This window comes from uncultured Campylobacter sp. (assembly GCF_937980635.1).
Taxonomy (GTDB): Bacteria; Campylobacterota; Campylobacteria; order Campylobacterales; family Campylobacteraceae; genus Campylobacter_B.
The window spans coordinates 14,879-29,511 of sequence record NZ_CALJPG010000023.1; the positions used below are offsets into that span (position 1 = coordinate 14,879).

The following is a 14,633-nucleotide window of genomic DNA, read 5'->3' on the forward strand; positions in this document are numbered from 1 at the left end:
AAGGCGCTTTCAAACTCGATTATTTTTGCTTGCGCTTTTCATCGCCCCTAGCTCCTGCGCCAAAAATTCCCCCGTATAGCTACCGGTCTTTTTGAAATCTTTTGCTAGCTTTTCTGGGGTGCCGCAAGCGACGATCTGTCCGCCGCCCTCGCCGCCTTCTGGCCCCATATCGATGATGTAATCGCAGTTTTTGATGACGTCCAGATTGTGCTCAATCACAAAGACGGAATTTCCCAGATCGACCAGATGGTGCAGCACCGCCACCAGGCGATCTACGTCTGCAAAATGAAGCCCCGTCGTGGGCTCGTCTAGGATATATAGCGTGTTGCCCGTGTCGGTGCGGCTTAGCTCCTTGGCGAGCTTGACGCGCTGTGCCTCGCCGCCGCTAAGCGTCGTGGCGGGCTGGCCTAGCGAAACGTAGCCGAGCCCGACGTCCGCTAGCGTCTTTAGCTTTTGATAAATTTTAGGCACGGCTTTGAAAAACTCGAGCGCCTCGTCGATACTCATCGCCAAAACGTCGGCTATGCTTTTGTTTTTGTATAAAATTTCAAGCGTCTGCGCGTTGTATCTCGTGCCGTGGCAAACGTCGCAAACGACGCTAATATCGGGTAGGAAGTGCATCTCAATCGTGATCTCGCCCTCGCCCGCGCATTTTTCGCAGCGCCCGCCCTTGACGTTGAAGCTGAAGCGGCCAATCTTGTATCCGCGCAGTTGCGCTTCCTTCGTCGCGGCAAAAAGCGCGCGGATCTCGTCCATCACCCCCGTGTAGGTCGCGGGATTGCTGCGCGGGGTGCGTCCGATCGGGGTTTGATCCAGATAGATCACTTTATCCAGGCTCTCAAGCCCCGAAATTTTAGCGTCCTTTACCGCGTGCACCTTTCTAGCGCGATTTAGCTCCTCAAGCGCGGTAGGCAGTATGGTTTGCAGCACCAAGGAGCTCTTGCCGCTGCCGCTAACGCCCGTGATGCCGACTAAATTTCGCAGCGGAAATTTTGCGCAAAGACCGTGGATGTTATTGATATTTACGTTTTTGATACTGAGCCAAATCTCCTGCTTGCGATGCTTTTGGTAGTTTATCTCCTTTTGGTTGTTCAGATACAGCGCGGTTTGCGTATTGCTTTTAAGCAGATGCGCGACGTCTCCTGCGAATACGACCTCGCCGCCTAGATTTCCTGCTCCGGGACCGATATCTACGACGAAGTCTGCCGCCTCGATCGTCTTTTTATCGTGCTCGACGACGATTACAGAATTTCCCTTTTCTTGCAAGCTTCGCAGCGTCTTGATGAGCTTTTGCGTATCGCGCTCGTGAAGCCCGATGCTAGGCTCATCGAGCACGTACATCACGCCGCTAAGACCCGAACCGATCTGGCTTGCGATACGGATACGCTGCGCCTCGCCGCCGCTGATGGTGCGCGCATCGCGCCCAAGCGTGAGGTATCCAAGCCCCACGTCCTTTAAGAAGAACAGCCTCTCGTTGATCTCTTTTAGGATCGGTGCCGCGATCTGCGCGTCCTTTTCGCTTAAATTTGAAAACCACTTCTCGTCGCTGAAAAATTCCACGCAGTCTGCGATACTCATATTTATCACATCGCCGATGCCCTTATCTGCGACCTTTACGGCTAGACTTTCGGGGCGCAGGCGCAACCCGCCGCAGTCGGGGCAAATTTTTTCGCTCATATAATCGTCCAGATCGCTTTCGTTCTTGAGCAGATCGTAGGCGTATTTGATCGCGCCCTCAAATTTTCGCACGAGCTTATGTTTTTTCCAGTAAAAATCGATCTCTTTGACGCTGCCGTAGAGGATCAGCTTTTTTTGCTCCTCACTTAAATTTGCATACGGGATTTTGATGTTTATGCCGTTTGCTTCGCAAAATCCGAGCAGAAATTTATAATAATAGCTCTTGTTGAAGCCCGACATCACTTTAATCGCGCCGCCCTCGATCGAGGCGTTTTCGTTGATGATCTTGCCTAGATCGAGGCTAAATTTTATTCCCAGCCCGTCGCAGCTCTCGCACGCGCCCTTTGGGGAGTTGAAACTAAACGCAAGCGGCTCGAGCGGCTTGAATGAAATTTTACAATCAAAGCATGCCATATGCTCGCTGTAGTGGATCAGGCTCTGCACAAGCCCCAGCTCGGCGGCATTTGCGATCTCCACCTCAAGCTCGCCGAAGCTGAGCTTGAGCGCCTTTTCGACGTCGCTTGCGATACGGATGGAATTTTCCTCGTCGATGATCGTGCGGTCGATGATGACCTTGATCGAGTGCTTTTTCGTCTTGCTTAGCTCGATCTCTTCATCCAGCCGCACCAGCACGCCGTCGATCTGAGCGCGCACGTAGCCCTGCTCGCGTAGGCTCTGTAGCATATCGGCGAAGCTACCCTTTTTCTCGCGTACCAAGGGCGCGCCTAAGATCACCTTCGCGCCGCGCGGCAGCTTCATAATCTCGGCGATGATGTCGCTGGAGCTCATCTTTGAGATTGGCTTGCCGCATTTGTGGCAGTGCTGCACCCCCACGCGCGCATATAAGAGGCGCAGATAGTCGTAAATTTCGGTGATCGTGCCGACCGTCGAGCGCGGGTTTTTCGACGTCGTTTTTTGATCGATCGCGATCGCAGGCGTCAGACCGTCGATCTTATCGACGTCGGGCTTGCCTACGCGGTCTAAAAACTGCCTCGCGTAGCTGCTTAGGCTCTCGACGTATCTGCGCTGTCCCTCGGCATATAGCGTATCAAACGCCAGCGTGCTCTTGCCGCTGCCGCTAAGACCGGTAAAAACGACGAGTTTGTCCTTTGGAATTTGTAAATTTATATTTTTCAGATTGTGCTCGCGCGCGCCCGTGATGGTGATGAGATCGTTCATTTTCGCCCTTTTGTGCCAAATTAATCTTACATTATAGCTCAAATTGTTAAAATTGCGCTTTTGGAAGGGGCGGCGATGATACTAATCTGTACGGCTTTGCGCTGCGAAGCCCAAGCGATAATCGAGAGTTTTAAACTTACTCGTAGCGGCGATCTGTTCGCAGGCGAGCAGATGCTTCTATACATATGCGGCGTGAGGTTCGGGGCTAAATTTGAAGCGGGCGCTGCAGGCGGTATAGAAATAGAATTTAAGAGCGAACCCGGCGCAGAATTTATTCGCCGTGCCGATACAGACGCAGAATTCGGGCGTGAGCTCCGCAAGAACCAACACGGCTCGGGCGCAAAATTTAAGCATTCTTCGGACGCGGACGCACTCTGCGACGGCGATGCAGAGATCGGCTCTGCGAAAAATGCGACCAAAAATTTTGAAATTTTAAATTTTAACTCCGCGCGAAATTCAGAGCGCTTCGGTGAAATTTTACTTTCGCGGCGCGTGGACTTTGCGCTAAACATAGGCGTCTGCGGCTGCGCGGATAAAGGCGTGCAAATCGGCGAGGTCTTTTACTTTGGCGGCACGGCAGCGCAGGAATTTTACGGCGAGGACGGATCGAAATTTTATCGCTCGCATGTTGGGAGGCACAGCGAGCAAGCTCTAAAATTTCGATACGTTTGCGAGCGGGAATTTTATGGCGCGAGTTTAGACGGCAAGCTGCGAGCAAATTTGATCTGCGTAAGCGAGCCTAAAATTTTAAACGCAGCGGAGCGGACCCGTGGGGCAAATGCCGCAGCGATCAAGGCGTGCGGCGAGATAAACGCACAAGCCCCAACGCAAGGAACGAACGATGCGGCAAATACAAAAAATTTCACGCGCGATGCGACGCGGGCCGCAACACAAAGCTTAACGCAGGTCGAGGCACAAAATTTAGCGAGCGTAAAACCCTCACAAATCGCGGTAGGCGGGCACAGTGTCGCGACGAATACCGCAGTACGAGCAACACAAAATACGCCGTGTACGGCAAAAGACGCTACCCGCAGGCGCGCAAATCGCGGCGTTATGCTTTACGATATGGAGAGCGCGCTTTTTATTAGTGCTTGCGAGCGCGCGGGCGTGCCGTGGGCGATGATGAAGATCGTAAGCGATCATTTGGGCGGCGAGCGGCTTTGCAAAAGCTTCGTCTATGAGCTCGTAAAGGCGCGTCTGCCGCAAATCCGCGCCGCAATAAAGGGCAAAATTTAACTACTAGAGCGTATGCAAAAAAACCGAGCCGAGAGATGAAATTTTGGCTTCATACGCCAAATAAGTCGTGAAATTTGAAGGTATTGCGGAGTTGCAGGAGAAACGATGAAAATAAAAGGCTCTTATCTGTATTTCGCCCTCTTGGCGTGCGCGTGCGTCGCGGCTTGCGCGTATGCCGTGGTAGATTTGCTCGCGGATCTGCCTTCTTTGGTCTTTTTGGCTCTTTTGCTCGCATTTGCCTGCATCGGGCTATGGCTAAAAGACGCTCTAATAGGCGCGCGCTACCTATTTTACTGCGTCTGCGTGCAGCTACTTTTTGCAGCGGCTATATTTGCCGTTCATAAATTCCCCGCCATGGCGCAGTTTGTGCGCAGCGCTGAGATAGGCGTCGGCGGCGCGGGCATACCGCTAAGTATCGCTCTACTCGTGTTGCCCGCGTTTTTCTGCGCTCTGCCGTATTACTACCGAACGGGCGTCAAAAAAATCCCGCAAAAGCTCATACTAGGCGGAATTTTGATCCTAAACGTCGCTATTACGCTAGCTTACGCCTTCTATTTCGAGCGACTATTCTATAGCGCGATCTGAAATTTCAACGATTTTCAGTGACGGCGCGCGAAATTTAAGTATAATTTGCAAAATTTAAACGAAGCGGAGCAAGATGACGGAGGCGAAAAAAGAGCCGGGCGCGCAGTTTGGCGTGAATCTGGGCGAGCGATCGAGCGCGTTTTTAGGCGCGTTATTTGAGAAATTTCACTTTTCATTTCAGCAAAAAAAGCAGCTTGCCGAGTTTGCGAGCGATTTTGAGGCGTGGGACGAGATGCCCGTTTATGAGCTGCTTGCGGACGGGCAGTGCGAGCTAAATTTTAATAAAGCCAAATTTAATAAAGCAGGGAAAGTCCCAAACGGCGAGCAAATTTTTAATTTCGTGCGCGAAGCCTGGCTTGAGCTAAAGTCGCGCCCGCATTCATACGCGAGCTTCACAAGCGATTACGCGCCGAAAAAATTTGAAATTTCATCCTTTCGCGCGGATCGCATAGCTTTGGGTCGCTGTCCGGTGGCGAGCGAAAACACGCGCTGCTGCAATCTGCTGACGCTCGATGCGGTCAATTCGTGCGGCTTTGACTGCTCCTATTGCGCGATCGGCTCCTTTTACAAGCAGGGGAAAATCGGCTTTGACGAGAATTTCGCGGCAAATTTAGCGCGCCTGCGGCTCGATCCCGCGCGCAGCTATCATATCGGCACGGGGCAGAGCTCCGATTCGCTCATGTGGGGCGATCGCTTCGGCATTTTAAGCGCATTATGCGATTTTGCGGCGCGGCATGAAAACGTGATTTTGGAGCTTAAAAGCAAGTCGAACAATATCCGGTTTTTCCTGCAGCGCGAGATCCCGCGCAATCTCATCGTCACCTTCTCGCTCAATACCCCCGCGATCATAGCGAACGAGGAGCATTTAAGCGCGAGCCTGGATGCGCGGCTGGCGGCAGCCGAAGCGCTCGCGGCGCGCGGCATTTTGGTGGGCTTTCACCTCCACCCGATGGTTTGGTACGAGGGGTGGCAAAACGATTACGGCGCGCTTTTTGAGCAGCTGCTGCGCCGCTTCGATCCAAGCGGCGTTGCGATGGTTTCGCTCGGCACGCTTACCTTCATCAAACCCGTCGTAAAAAAGCTGCGCTCTCGCGGGCTGCGGAGCAAAATTCTACAGATGCCCCTTGCGGACGCGAACGGCAAGCTGTCCTACCCGCCGCAGATCAAGCGCGAGCTTTTTAAATTTGCCGCGGACGCGCTTTCGCCGTGGCGCGAGCGGGTGTTTTTCTACCTCTGCATGGAGGATGCAAGCCTGTGGCGCGAGGTTTTGGGGCGCGAATACGAAAGCAACGACGCGTTTGAGGAGGCGATGAAAGCGGCGTATTTCGCAAAGATACGGCGGCGCTAGACGCACTGTTTGTCGCAGATGTCGCAGTCTGTGCCGGCTCGTATGCGACGTCAAAGACACGGCGCGAAATTTGCAGCGAGCTAGCGGTTAAAATTTAGCGGCACACCCGGCTCTATAAAATTGAATTTTATAAATCGTGCGGGGCGGGCACAGCGAGCGTCGATGAAATTTTACAAAGCGGCGGCGCAGCAGGAAGTCTGCGGGCTAAATTTAAAATTTTACCCAGCGCAGGTCGGCGGCGCGAAATGTTTAAATCGCGCAAATTTAGCGGCGGATACGGCGAGCGGAGAAAATTTAGTGCAGTAAAATTTACTCGGCGCGCGAAATTTAACGCGCCGAAGCGGCATGAAAATTTAAAGGAGAAAAGATGAAAGCATTGATCACGGGCGCAAGCGGCGGTATCGGCAGCGCGGTTGCGGAGCTTTTGCGACAAAACGGCTATGAAATTTTAACGCTAGCCTCGCGCTTCGAGGATACGGACGCGCTAGCGAAGGAGTGCCGCGCGCTGGCTGCGGCGTGTGAGATTGACGCGCTGATTTTGTGCGCGGGTACGGCGAAATTTGCGCCGCTTGAGGCGATGAGCGAGAGTGAAATTTTAAAAATTTTAAACGTAAATCTTGCCGCAAACATCATCATCACGCGCGCGCTTTTGCCGAATTTAAAGCGCAACCACGCCCATATCATCGGCATCAGCTCGATCGAGGCGCTGCGGGCGAGCCGCTTTAGCGCGGTTTATAGCGCGAGCAAGGCGGGGCTGCGGGCGTTTCTGCTCTGCCTTTTCGAGGAGGCGCGCAAGCAGATCAGAGTAAGCTGCATCAACCCTGACATCACCAAAACGCCGTTTTACGAGGATTTGAGCTTCGAGCCCGCAGATGATGAGGCGAGCTTCGTGGACGCGGGGGAGATCGCAAATTTTACGCTGCAAATTCTGCGCACGAAGTCCAATGTAAGCGAGTTTACGATCCGTCCGCAAATCGTAAATCTGCGGAAAAAATCAAAATTTAATCGCGAAGGAGGCGAGCTTGAAAATCGGTAAAAGTCATGTTTTTGTGCTAGCTGTGGCGCTTATTATTATTTATGCCGCGTTTGTAAGCGGTAGCGGCGGGTATTGTAGCGCGAGAGAATTTTTTTCAGGCAGGCACGACGAAGAGGATGACGCCTGCATCGCTAAGCTGATAAAGCGAGCGGACGCGGGTAATATATATGCGGCAAATCGGCTAAGATATCCGCACGAGGCGTATATCAAGCGCACATGCAAAAAGGAAGTGGAGAGCTTGGGCGAGCGCGAAAGATATTATTTTGAGCTCTACATCCAAAATCGCTGCGAAGCTTGGGGCTTTGAAACGCCCAAATCAAAGGGCGGAAAAGCAGGTACAATGAGCGGCGACGGTAATTTAGCACGAGGCGAAGCAAACGCAACGAGCGACGAGGGAAATTTAACGCGCAAAGGTACGAATACGATCCGCAATGAAGCAGGCGCGATCAAACGCGATATGAATTCTACGGGAGGATTAGATGTCGGGCGATAAAGCTAAATTGAAAACTAGTAAAAGTCAAATTTTTTTGTTAATCGTGGGGGTTGTTATTCTATGCGCCCTATATATAAGCAGCAGTGGCGCGTATTGCAACATTTGGGAATCTTTTTTAAACAACAAGGGCGAAGAGGATGATGCCTGTATAGCCAAGCTGATAAAGCGCGCGGATGCTGGCGACGATCACGCGTTAAATCGGCTAATGTATCCGAGTCAGGCATATATCAAGCGCACATGCGAAAAGGGGGTAGAAAACTTGAGCGAGCGCGAGAGATATTATTTCCAAGGCTTTAGCGGGGATCGCTGCGAGATTTGGGGCTTTAAAATGCCCAAATCAAAGGGCGGCGAAGCAAATACGATGAGCGGCGGCGGTAATTTAGCGCAAGGCGATGCGAACACAACGAGCGGCGAGGGAAATTTAACGCGCGCCGAGGCAAACAACGGTGAAGCCGACACTACAGGCAACAAGACGGACAAAACGAAGCGCGAAGGAAATTCTACGGAAGAACAAAATGCTGGGCGATAAGATTAGCCTTGAAGGCGATATCGTAAATTTTATGCCGTTGGTCAAATCTATGAAAAAATGAGTTAAAATTTATTACTCAAGGAAAAACATGGTAAAAAAGAGATCTTTAAAAATAAAAGGAAGCATATCGATTGCCATAATCCTGCTTTGGGTTTATTTTTTGATTACGGCGCTGAGCGGTGATAGATACTGTGGCATATGGGATTATATCGCAAATAGTGAAGAGGATGACGCCTGCATTGCCAAGCTGATAAAGCGCGCAGACGCGGGTAGTGAATTGGCGCTCAATCGGCTTAGATACCCTAGCAAGGCGTATATCAAGCGCGTATGCGAAAGAGGAGTGGAAAACTTAGGCGAGCGAGAGAGATATTATTTCGAGCGTTTAGGTGTAGATCGTTGTGAAGCTTCGAATTTTAAAGATAACGAAGCAAACACGACGAGTGGCAGCGGTAATTTAGCGCAAGGCGATGCAAACGCAACGGACGGTGGAAATTTAACGCGCGCCGAGGCAAATAACGGCAAATCTGGCACTACGGGCAACAAGACGGACACGACAAAGCGCGAAGGAAATTCTACGGAAGAGCAAAATGCTAGGCGATAAAAATTTAGAAAAATTTTTCTCAAAAATCGACGCGGCGGAGTTTGGGATTTCTGTGGGCTCAAAGCTTGCTTCAAAAAATCCCAAACTTGCAGGAAGCACTAGAGATGGGAGCGGCGACAAGCCCTTAAAATCACAAGGCGGCGCGGAATTTTGCGGCGGACAGTCATATTTTAGCGGCGCGCAGCAAGATGAAATTTTAAAATTTAATGCCGAGCCGCCGTTTGATGTTGAGAAAGCGTTTCTTGATACGGAGCAAGCACACTTAGAATTTAACGTCCGTCCATTGCAGCTGGAGCCGAGCGTCAGACAAGCGCTTGTGTTCGGTGCCGAGCTACCGCAGGCGCAGTTTGACGCCGAGCGAGCGCAGGCAAAAATCGAAAATTTCATGCGCGATCTGCTGCAAAACTATGTGCTTTGCGTAAGCGGCGCGGAATTCGCCTTTGCAGAGATTGAGGCGTATTTCACGGGCGCGGATCGAAACACCTACAAGCGCACGTCGCGGGCGGGCGAGATATTTTTTCACAATTTCGGCTTTGACATTTCGTTTCGCAGCGTCCCGCAAAGCGGCGGCGGGATTTTGGTGCGAAGTCTGCGCGTCCTAAGCGGCGCAGAGCTTTTGGCGGGAGGCTTACCAGATTCGGCAGGCGGCTTGCACGGCTTGGCGGACAGCGGTCCGCTCGGCTCTGGCGTCGCCACGCTTATACAAAATGGCGATTTTATCGCGGGTCCGCGCAAGTGCATGGGTAAAATTTTAAATCTGCAAACGCAAAATTTAAGCTTTTCTTTAAAGTATGCGCCGAAAATAGCGCGTGCAGCGGGCTTTAGCAACCGAATCCGACGGGGCGAGATCGTAAATGAAGCGAATCTGGACGCAAATACGCCAAACGGCGCAGCGGGCGCGACGAAGCTTGTGAATGAGCCGCGCAGGCTTACTAGCGAGGAGTTTGAGGCATATCTGAGCGCGGACTGCGCTGCGGCGAAAACATATAAAAAATCGCTGCAAAGATACGAGAGCTAAATTTTGATCAAACGGCGCGCAGCGTGCGAGCGGTAAAATTTAATGAGCTTTAAGTAGTGGAGGTATAAAATGGCGCATCCATCAAATTTAAAGGCGGCAAATGGATCAAAGCAGGCTAGATGAATTAAAAAAGCTACTACAAAAGCGGCATCAAGAGCCGAAGCAGGGGTTGGAACAAAATTCTAACGGCGAAAATTTTAAAGCCCCAAATTCTGAAATCCAGAATTCCGAAGCCTCAAATTTTGAAGTTTCGAATTCCGAATTCCTGAATTTTGAATCCCTGAATTCCGAAATCTTAAATTCTAAATCCCTGAATTATAAATCTTCAAATTCCGAAGCTTCAAATTTTGAAACCCTAAATTCCGACCCTGGCGCTTTAAATTTAGAAGCCGAAGCGGCTCAGAATTCTGCCTGTGAAAACAGCGCAGAGCAGCAAAATTTTATCTTGGATGACAGCGGCTCTTTGCTGCAGAATTCCAAAGCCAGGGATTACGACAAAGAGCCGATAGTTATCAAAAATTATGAAAAATTTTTTGTATATTCGTCTTTAGTCCTATTATTGCCGATCTCTACACTACATGCATTTTTAATTATAGATTTTATAAATCATGAAGATATTGATATAGTTCAGTATTTCGCTATTTTATTCATTATTTTACTATCTACAGTTATAATATCCATATTTACCGTAATCCGCCCTAGACAAAAGATAAAATTTACAAACAATTATATAGAATTTATTAGCGACGACTTAGTTGAAAAACGCTGCAAAATTGACGAAAACACTTTATCTTTAAATTTCTCTATCGGAATTTTGGCAAGTTTATATGAGATAGGAAAATCTGAAAAGATATTTTTGTACTTTATCGCTATTTTTATGTGCGTAACATGGTGGAATATATTTTTTATAGCGATATTCTTTACATATTTATTCGGGTTTTTATTAAATTTCATACTTTATCTGTTTATAAATAGGAATTTAAAAGGGTTTAGGGCTCTGCCGTTTATTAGGATCGCACGCCCATCATATGGCAGATGGTTTAGGAACAAGCCCATTTATCCAAGATATTATCTCGTTTATCTCTATAATCAAAAAATTTATGATGAAATTAAAGAATATTTTTTACGAAAAAGCGTAAATATAAATAACGTTAAGAAAGATTATTTATTTATCTAATGAGGAGGATAAAATGATGAGGGAAGAGGTCGCTAAGAAAGAAGCCAGGCAACGCGTATAAAAGTCTTTTGTCAAATTAAGCTATTATAAATTTATATCTATTTTTAAAAAGGTGCTTGAAATAATGGAAAATTATAATAAACAAAAAGCCAGAGATTACGACAAAGAGCCGATAGTCGTAAAAAAGATGGATGATCTGTTTTGGCTGATAGCTCTTGGAATTTTGTTAATTTGTTCTTTGACCTATCATTTTAGCAGTGAGTATAAATTTAGGTTTTATATGAAAATATTGCTAGGTTATGGCACCGCATTTTTCTTTATATACGCAGCGAGCTTTATAAATAGCAAAAAAACGATAACCTTTATGAAGGACAAAATAGAATTTAAAAATAAAACAAAATGCGAAAAAGAGATAGCTCTAAACAATATCTCCGTTTACAGATATGCTTATATGATTCCCAATTTTGCGCCCTTTGATGTGAAAATTAAATTTTGTGTTTTAGTTTTATTTATAATGATCGTCGTGGCATTATACAACTTTAAATTTTATATGTTTATTTTTATAATTATGGGCTTATTGCTGATGCCCATTATTAAATTTATCTACTATATTCTATTTGAGAAAACCGTTAGGTTCTTGATTTGTGATAAATTATTGATATGCAACGGTTTCGATTCAGAAGTATTTACGATCAATAATAAAAAGGAGTTTGGCGAGCTGCAAAAATATTTCTTGGATACGCTAAATATAGATATTACAGAGGGATATTTATTTTGGAAACCGCCTTATGATATTGCAAAAATAATAGTGAATAAAATGAACAAATTTATGAAATTCTAAAAACAAAAGATAAGGTTTAAAAAATATATAAACGGCACATAATTAACATGTCGAGGGATAAATAATTTAATCCGCACGATGCTCATTTTCAATAACAAAGATAGAATTTAGAAAATTTAAATTCTAACGTTCCGCTTGAAATTTTGCCTTTAAATTTATATGCTAGTCCTCGTTTCTTTCATATACGCCGAGCTCTACGAGATTGCCGTCAGGATCGTGCAGATAGATACTTTGTATAACGCCGCGCGCGCCCATTCGAGGCACGACGCCAAGCTCTATTTGCGCCCCCTTGCTTTCCAGCTCCTCTTTGAGCTGCTGTGCGCTTTGCCCTTCACAGATGAGGCAAAAATCCGCCGAGCCCGCGCCAGGACGCGCCGCAAACGGCTCAAACTCGCCCGCGCGGGTGTGGATATTGATCTTTGAGGAGCCGAAGCGCAGGCTGTGTTTGCCGCCCTCGCAAACATGCTCTAGCCCCAAATTCCTTCGTAAAATTTCACGCATTTTTGCAGATCGCCCGTAACTAGTACAAAGTGATCGATTTCTGTGATTTTCATTTTATCTCCTTGCGCGCTCGCGAGTCGCAAAATTTTTACGTCTCGCGGTGGAATTTTGGAATTTTACCGTGAAATTTTGCGGCAAAATTTCAAATGCTCGTAGCGAGAAATCAAAATTCCGCGGCGTAAATTTTAAAATTCTAAAATTTAGCCTAAGTAAAAATGGAGCGCGAGTAGAGTCTGACTTTAGTAAAATTTGACCCGACGAAATTCCGTCTAGCTAGCGCCGCAAATTCTAATCTCGCGATTTTAAAACTAACGATTTTAAAATTCTCTTGCCTACCTCGACGCCCGGCTGATCGTAAGTGGTGACGCCCAGTATCGCTCCGGTGGCGCTGGTTAGCAGCTCAAAGTAGTAAAATAGCTCACCCACGCTCTGTTCACAAAGCCGCGAAACCTCGATTAGATCGACGCTAATACCCTCATTTAGTACGGCTTGCAGCGTAGCATCGCACTGAAGATTTAGCACCTCATCCAGTCGCATGCCGTTTACGAAGTCGCAGCCCTCAAGACCTTGCAGACTGATACCGGGCACCGCGTCCGTAGTGCCGTTGTCCGTGAGCTTTAAGAAAGTCACGGTCTTATCCTTTACGCCGTCCATGATGAGCTGAAGGAAGCTGTGCTGATCGCGCGAGCCTACAAGCCCTACAGGAGTAAGTCCCTCGCGGCTAAAGCCGATCTTTTTACCTAGGCTTTCCGCCCATAGCTGTACGTACCACTCGCCCAATGCGCGCAACGCGTCGCCATAGCTAAAAAGGACGTTGATTTTCGCACTTTTGTGTGTGGCGTAGTGATGGGCTTTTCGTAGAATTTTATTCTCCGCGATTTTAGCGGGATCGCATGCTAAAATTTCATCCAGATACCGCTCTTTTGCGGCGGCAGCTCCGCGTAGCATCGCGCTTGCATCAAGGCCTAGCCCAACTGCGGGCACTAGCCCTACCGCACTTAACACGCTAAAACGGCCGCCTACGTTAGCGGGCATATTTATCACGCAGGCGCCATGCTCGCGCGCGAAGACATCCAGCGGCGAGCCTGCATCGGTGATAAAGATGAAATTTTTTGCTAGCGCTTTTAAATCTGAATTTCCAAAACGCTGCAAAACGACCTTAAAAAGCGAGATCGTCTCGATCGTACCGCCCGATTTGGACGATATGATGAAGATCGTGCGAGCGAAATTTAACCCTTCGAGCGCGCGACGCACGCTAAGCGCGTCTAAATTATCCAAAATTTCAAAGCGCAAATTCTTTCTTACGCGCGGACGCAGCATCTCATAAAGCGCCCGCACGCCCACGCTGGAGCCGCCGATACCTATAAGCACGATCGCATCGTAGTTTCGCGCGCTAAAAAATTCCTTCGCCCGCGCTATTTCGTCTGCGCCTTGCTGTGGCAGGCGGTAGTAGCCTATCTCGCCGCTTTCGTATTCGGCGTGGATCTTTGCCGCTACCTCCTCTAGCGCGCCCTCTTTTGCCAGCGGGAAAAACAGCTCATTTTTTACCATCGCCGAATTCTCGCTCGTAGAAATATTTGATTGCCTCCACGTAGCCTTTTACCGAGCCGCAGTCGAAGCGAGTGCCTTTAAATTTATACGCGATCACCACGCCGTTTTGAGCTTGTTTCAAAAGCGCGTCGGTGATCTGCACCTCGCCGTTTTTACCGGGTGCCGTCTGCTCGATGAGATCGAAAATATTAGGTGTTAGGATGTAGCGCCCGATGATGGCTAAGCTCGACGGAGCCTCGCTAGGTTCAGGCTTTTCAATCATATCCGAGACCATTATCAGATCGTCGCTGATGCTTTTTCCTGCGATGATACCGTATTTATTTACGTCCTGCGGCGGCACTTCCATTACTGCAACGACACTGCAGCGGTATTTTTCGTAAATTTTAACCATCTGCGCTAGCACGCCCTCGCCGTTTTCGTTCACGCACAGATCGTCTGCAAGCACTACGCCGAAAGGCTCGTCGCGGATTAAAATTTTACCCGTATAAATTGCGTTACCAAGCCCCTTCATCTGCTCTTGGCGCGTAAAAGAGAAGGTGCAGCGCTTCATAAGCGCTCTGATCTCGTCGAGCAGATACTCCTTACTGCTGCCTGAAATTTGATCCTCCAGCTCGTAGCTGCGGTCGAAATAATCCTCCAGCGCGCGCTTGCCGCGACCCGTGACGAAAGCCATATTGTCCATGCCCGCCTCCAGTGCCTCGTCCACGCCGTAATGAATGAGCGGCTTGGTAAGGATCGGAAGCATCTCTTTAGGTAGCGATTTGGTCGCGGGCAAAAAGCGCGTGCCGTAGCCCGCCGCGGGAAATAAACAAGTCTGGATCATGAAGCTCCTTTGATCTTTTTTTGAACTTTTATTATAAT

At 48.5% G+C, this 14,633-nt stretch carries 15 protein-coding genes; 11 read left to right on the top strand and 4 right to left on the bottom strand.

Annotation, left to right across the window (positions count from 1 at the left end):
- Nucleotides 1-9 precede the first annotated feature (9 nt).
- Nucleotides 10-2,856: an excinuclease ABC subunit UvrA gene (gene uvrA, locus Q0460_RS06540; RefSeq protein ID WP_299086024.1), complete on the bottom strand. Its 2,847-nt coding sequence runs from the start codon at nt 2,854-2,856 to the stop codon at nt 10-12.
- Nucleotides 2,857-2,931: 75 nt separating this feature from the next.
- Here uvrA and Q0460_RS06545 point away from each other — a divergent pair, with 75 nt between their 5' ends.
- From Q0460_RS06545 to Q0460_RS06595, 11 genes are all read left to right on the top strand, one after another.
- The gene (locus Q0460_RS06545; protein WP_299086025.1) at nt 2,932-4,092 is read left to right on the top strand and encodes a hypothetical protein; all 1,161 of its coding nucleotides are present in this window, start codon (nt 2,932-2,934) and stop codon (nt 4,090-4,092) included.
- A gap of 105 nt (nt 4,093-4,197) precedes the next feature.
- Entirely contained in the window at nt 4,198-4,677 is a 480-nt protein-coding gene (locus tag Q0460_RS06550; RefSeq protein ID WP_299086026.1) for a hypothetical protein, read from the top strand.
- Between the two features lie 73 nt (nt 4,678-4,750).
- On the top strand, nt 4,751-6,025 hold the full coding sequence (locus Q0460_RS06555; protein WP_299086027.1) for a spore photoproduct lyase family protein: 1,275 nt from the start codon (nt 4,751-4,753) through the stop codon (nt 6,023-6,025).
- A gap of 162 nt (nt 6,026-6,187) precedes the next feature.
- Entirely contained in the window at nt 6,188-6,331 is a 144-nt protein-coding gene (locus Q0460_RS06560) for a hypothetical protein (RefSeq protein WP_299086028.1), read from the top strand.
- 61 nt (nt 6,332-6,392) lie between these two features.
- A complete protein-coding gene (locus Q0460_RS06565; RefSeq protein ID WP_299086029.1) occupies nt 6,393-7,061 on the top strand; it encodes an SDR family oxidoreductase in 669 nt (222 codons plus the stop codon).
- Nucleotides 7,048-7,554, top strand: coding sequence for a hypothetical protein (locus Q0460_RS06570; RefSeq protein ID WP_299086030.1), 507 nt, complete (start codon nt 7,048-7,050; stop codon nt 7,552-7,554). Before Q0460_RS06565 ends, Q0460_RS06570 begins: the two co-directional genes overlap by 14 nt.
- 7 nt (nt 7,555-7,561) lie before the next feature.
- The gene (locus Q0460_RS06575; protein WP_299086031.1) at nt 7,562-8,083 is read left to right on the top strand and encodes a hypothetical protein; all 522 of its coding nucleotides are present in this window, start codon (nt 7,562-7,564) and stop codon (nt 8,081-8,083) included.
- Between the two features lie 88 nt (nt 8,084-8,171).
- On the top strand, nt 8,172-8,684 hold the full coding sequence (locus Q0460_RS06580; protein ID WP_299086032.1) for a hypothetical protein: 513 nt from the start codon (nt 8,172-8,174) through the stop codon (nt 8,682-8,684).
- A complete protein-coding gene (locus Q0460_RS06585; protein WP_299086033.1) occupies nt 8,671-9,702 on the top strand; it encodes a hypothetical protein in 1,032 nt (343 codons plus the stop codon). Before Q0460_RS06580 ends, Q0460_RS06585 begins: the two co-directional genes overlap by 14 nt.
- Before the next feature lie 100 nt (nt 9,703-9,802).
- Nucleotides 9,803-10,879, top strand: a complete 1,077-nt coding sequence (locus Q0460_RS06590) for a hypothetical protein (RefSeq protein WP_299086034.1) — start codon at nt 9,803-9,805, stop codon at nt 10,877-10,879.
- Between the two features lie 124 nt (nt 10,880-11,003).
- A complete protein-coding gene (locus Q0460_RS06595) occupies nt 11,004-11,720 on the top strand; it encodes a hypothetical protein (RefSeq protein WP_299086035.1) in 717 nt (238 codons plus the stop codon).
- Nucleotides 11,721-11,882: 162 nt separating this feature from the next.
- Here Q0460_RS06595 and Q0460_RS06600 read toward each other — a convergent pair whose 3' ends face one another.
- The 3 genes from Q0460_RS06600 to galU form a co-directional block, all read right to left on the bottom strand.
- Entirely contained in the window at nt 11,883-12,197 is a 315-nt protein-coding gene (locus Q0460_RS06600) for a VOC family protein (protein ID WP_299086036.1), read from the bottom strand.
- Between the two features lie 312 nt (nt 12,198-12,509).
- Nucleotides 12,510-13,772, bottom strand: a complete 1,263-nt coding sequence (locus Q0460_RS06605; RefSeq protein WP_299086037.1) for a glucose-6-phosphate isomerase — start codon at nt 13,770-13,772, stop codon at nt 12,510-12,512.
- A complete protein-coding gene (gene galU / locus Q0460_RS06610; protein ID WP_297881144.1) occupies nt 13,759-14,595 on the bottom strand; it encodes a UTP--glucose-1-phosphate uridylyltransferase GalU in 837 nt (278 codons plus the stop codon). Before galU ends, Q0460_RS06605 begins: the two co-directional genes overlap by 14 nt.
- Nucleotides 14,596-14,633 lie beyond the last annotated feature (38 nt).

What these genes read in the sequence shown, in the direction of transcription:
- uvrA (WP_299086024.1), bottom strand. Translation starts at nt 2,856, where the DNA reads ATGAACGATCTCATCACCATCACGGGCGCGCGCGAGCACAATCTGAAA.
- Q0460_RS06545 (WP_299086025.1), top strand. Translation starts at nt 2,932, where the DNA reads ATGATACTAATCTGTACGGCTTTGCGCTGCGAAGCCCAAGCGATAATC.
- Q0460_RS06550 (WP_299086026.1), top strand. Translation starts at nt 4,198, where the DNA reads ATGAAAATAAAAGGCTCTTATCTGTATTTCGCCCTCTTGGCGTGCGCG.
- Q0460_RS06555 (WP_299086027.1), top strand. Translation starts at nt 4,751, where the DNA reads ATGACGGAGGCGAAAAAAGAGCCGGGCGCGCAGTTTGGCGTGAATCTG.
- Q0460_RS06560 (WP_299086028.1), top strand. Translation starts at nt 6,188, where the DNA reads ATGAAATTTTACAAAGCGGCGGCGCAGCAGGAAGTCTGCGGGCTAAAT.
- Q0460_RS06565 (WP_299086029.1), top strand. Translation starts at nt 6,393, where the DNA reads ATGAAAGCATTGATCACGGGCGCAAGCGGCGGTATCGGCAGCGCGGTT.
- Q0460_RS06580 (WP_299086032.1), top strand. Translation starts at nt 8,172, where the DNA reads ATGGTAAAAAAGAGATCTTTAAAAATAAAAGGAAGCATATCGATTGCC.
- Q0460_RS06585 (WP_299086033.1), top strand. Translation starts at nt 8,671, where the DNA reads ATGCTAGGCGATAAAAATTTAGAAAAATTTTTCTCAAAAATCGACGCG.
- Q0460_RS06590 (WP_299086034.1), top strand. Translation starts at nt 9,803, where the DNA reads ATGGATCAAAGCAGGCTAGATGAATTAAAAAAGCTACTACAAAAGCGG.
- Q0460_RS06595 (WP_299086035.1), top strand. Translation starts at nt 11,004, where the DNA reads ATGGAAAATTATAATAAACAAAAAGCCAGAGATTACGACAAAGAGCCG.
- Q0460_RS06605 (WP_299086037.1), bottom strand. Translation starts at nt 13,772, where the DNA reads ATGGTAAAAAATGAGCTGTTTTTCCCGCTGGCAAAAGAGGGCGCGCTA.
- galU (WP_297881144.1), bottom strand. Translation starts at nt 14,595, where the DNA reads ATGATCCAGACTTGTTTATTTCCCGCGGCGGGCTACGGCACGCGCTTT.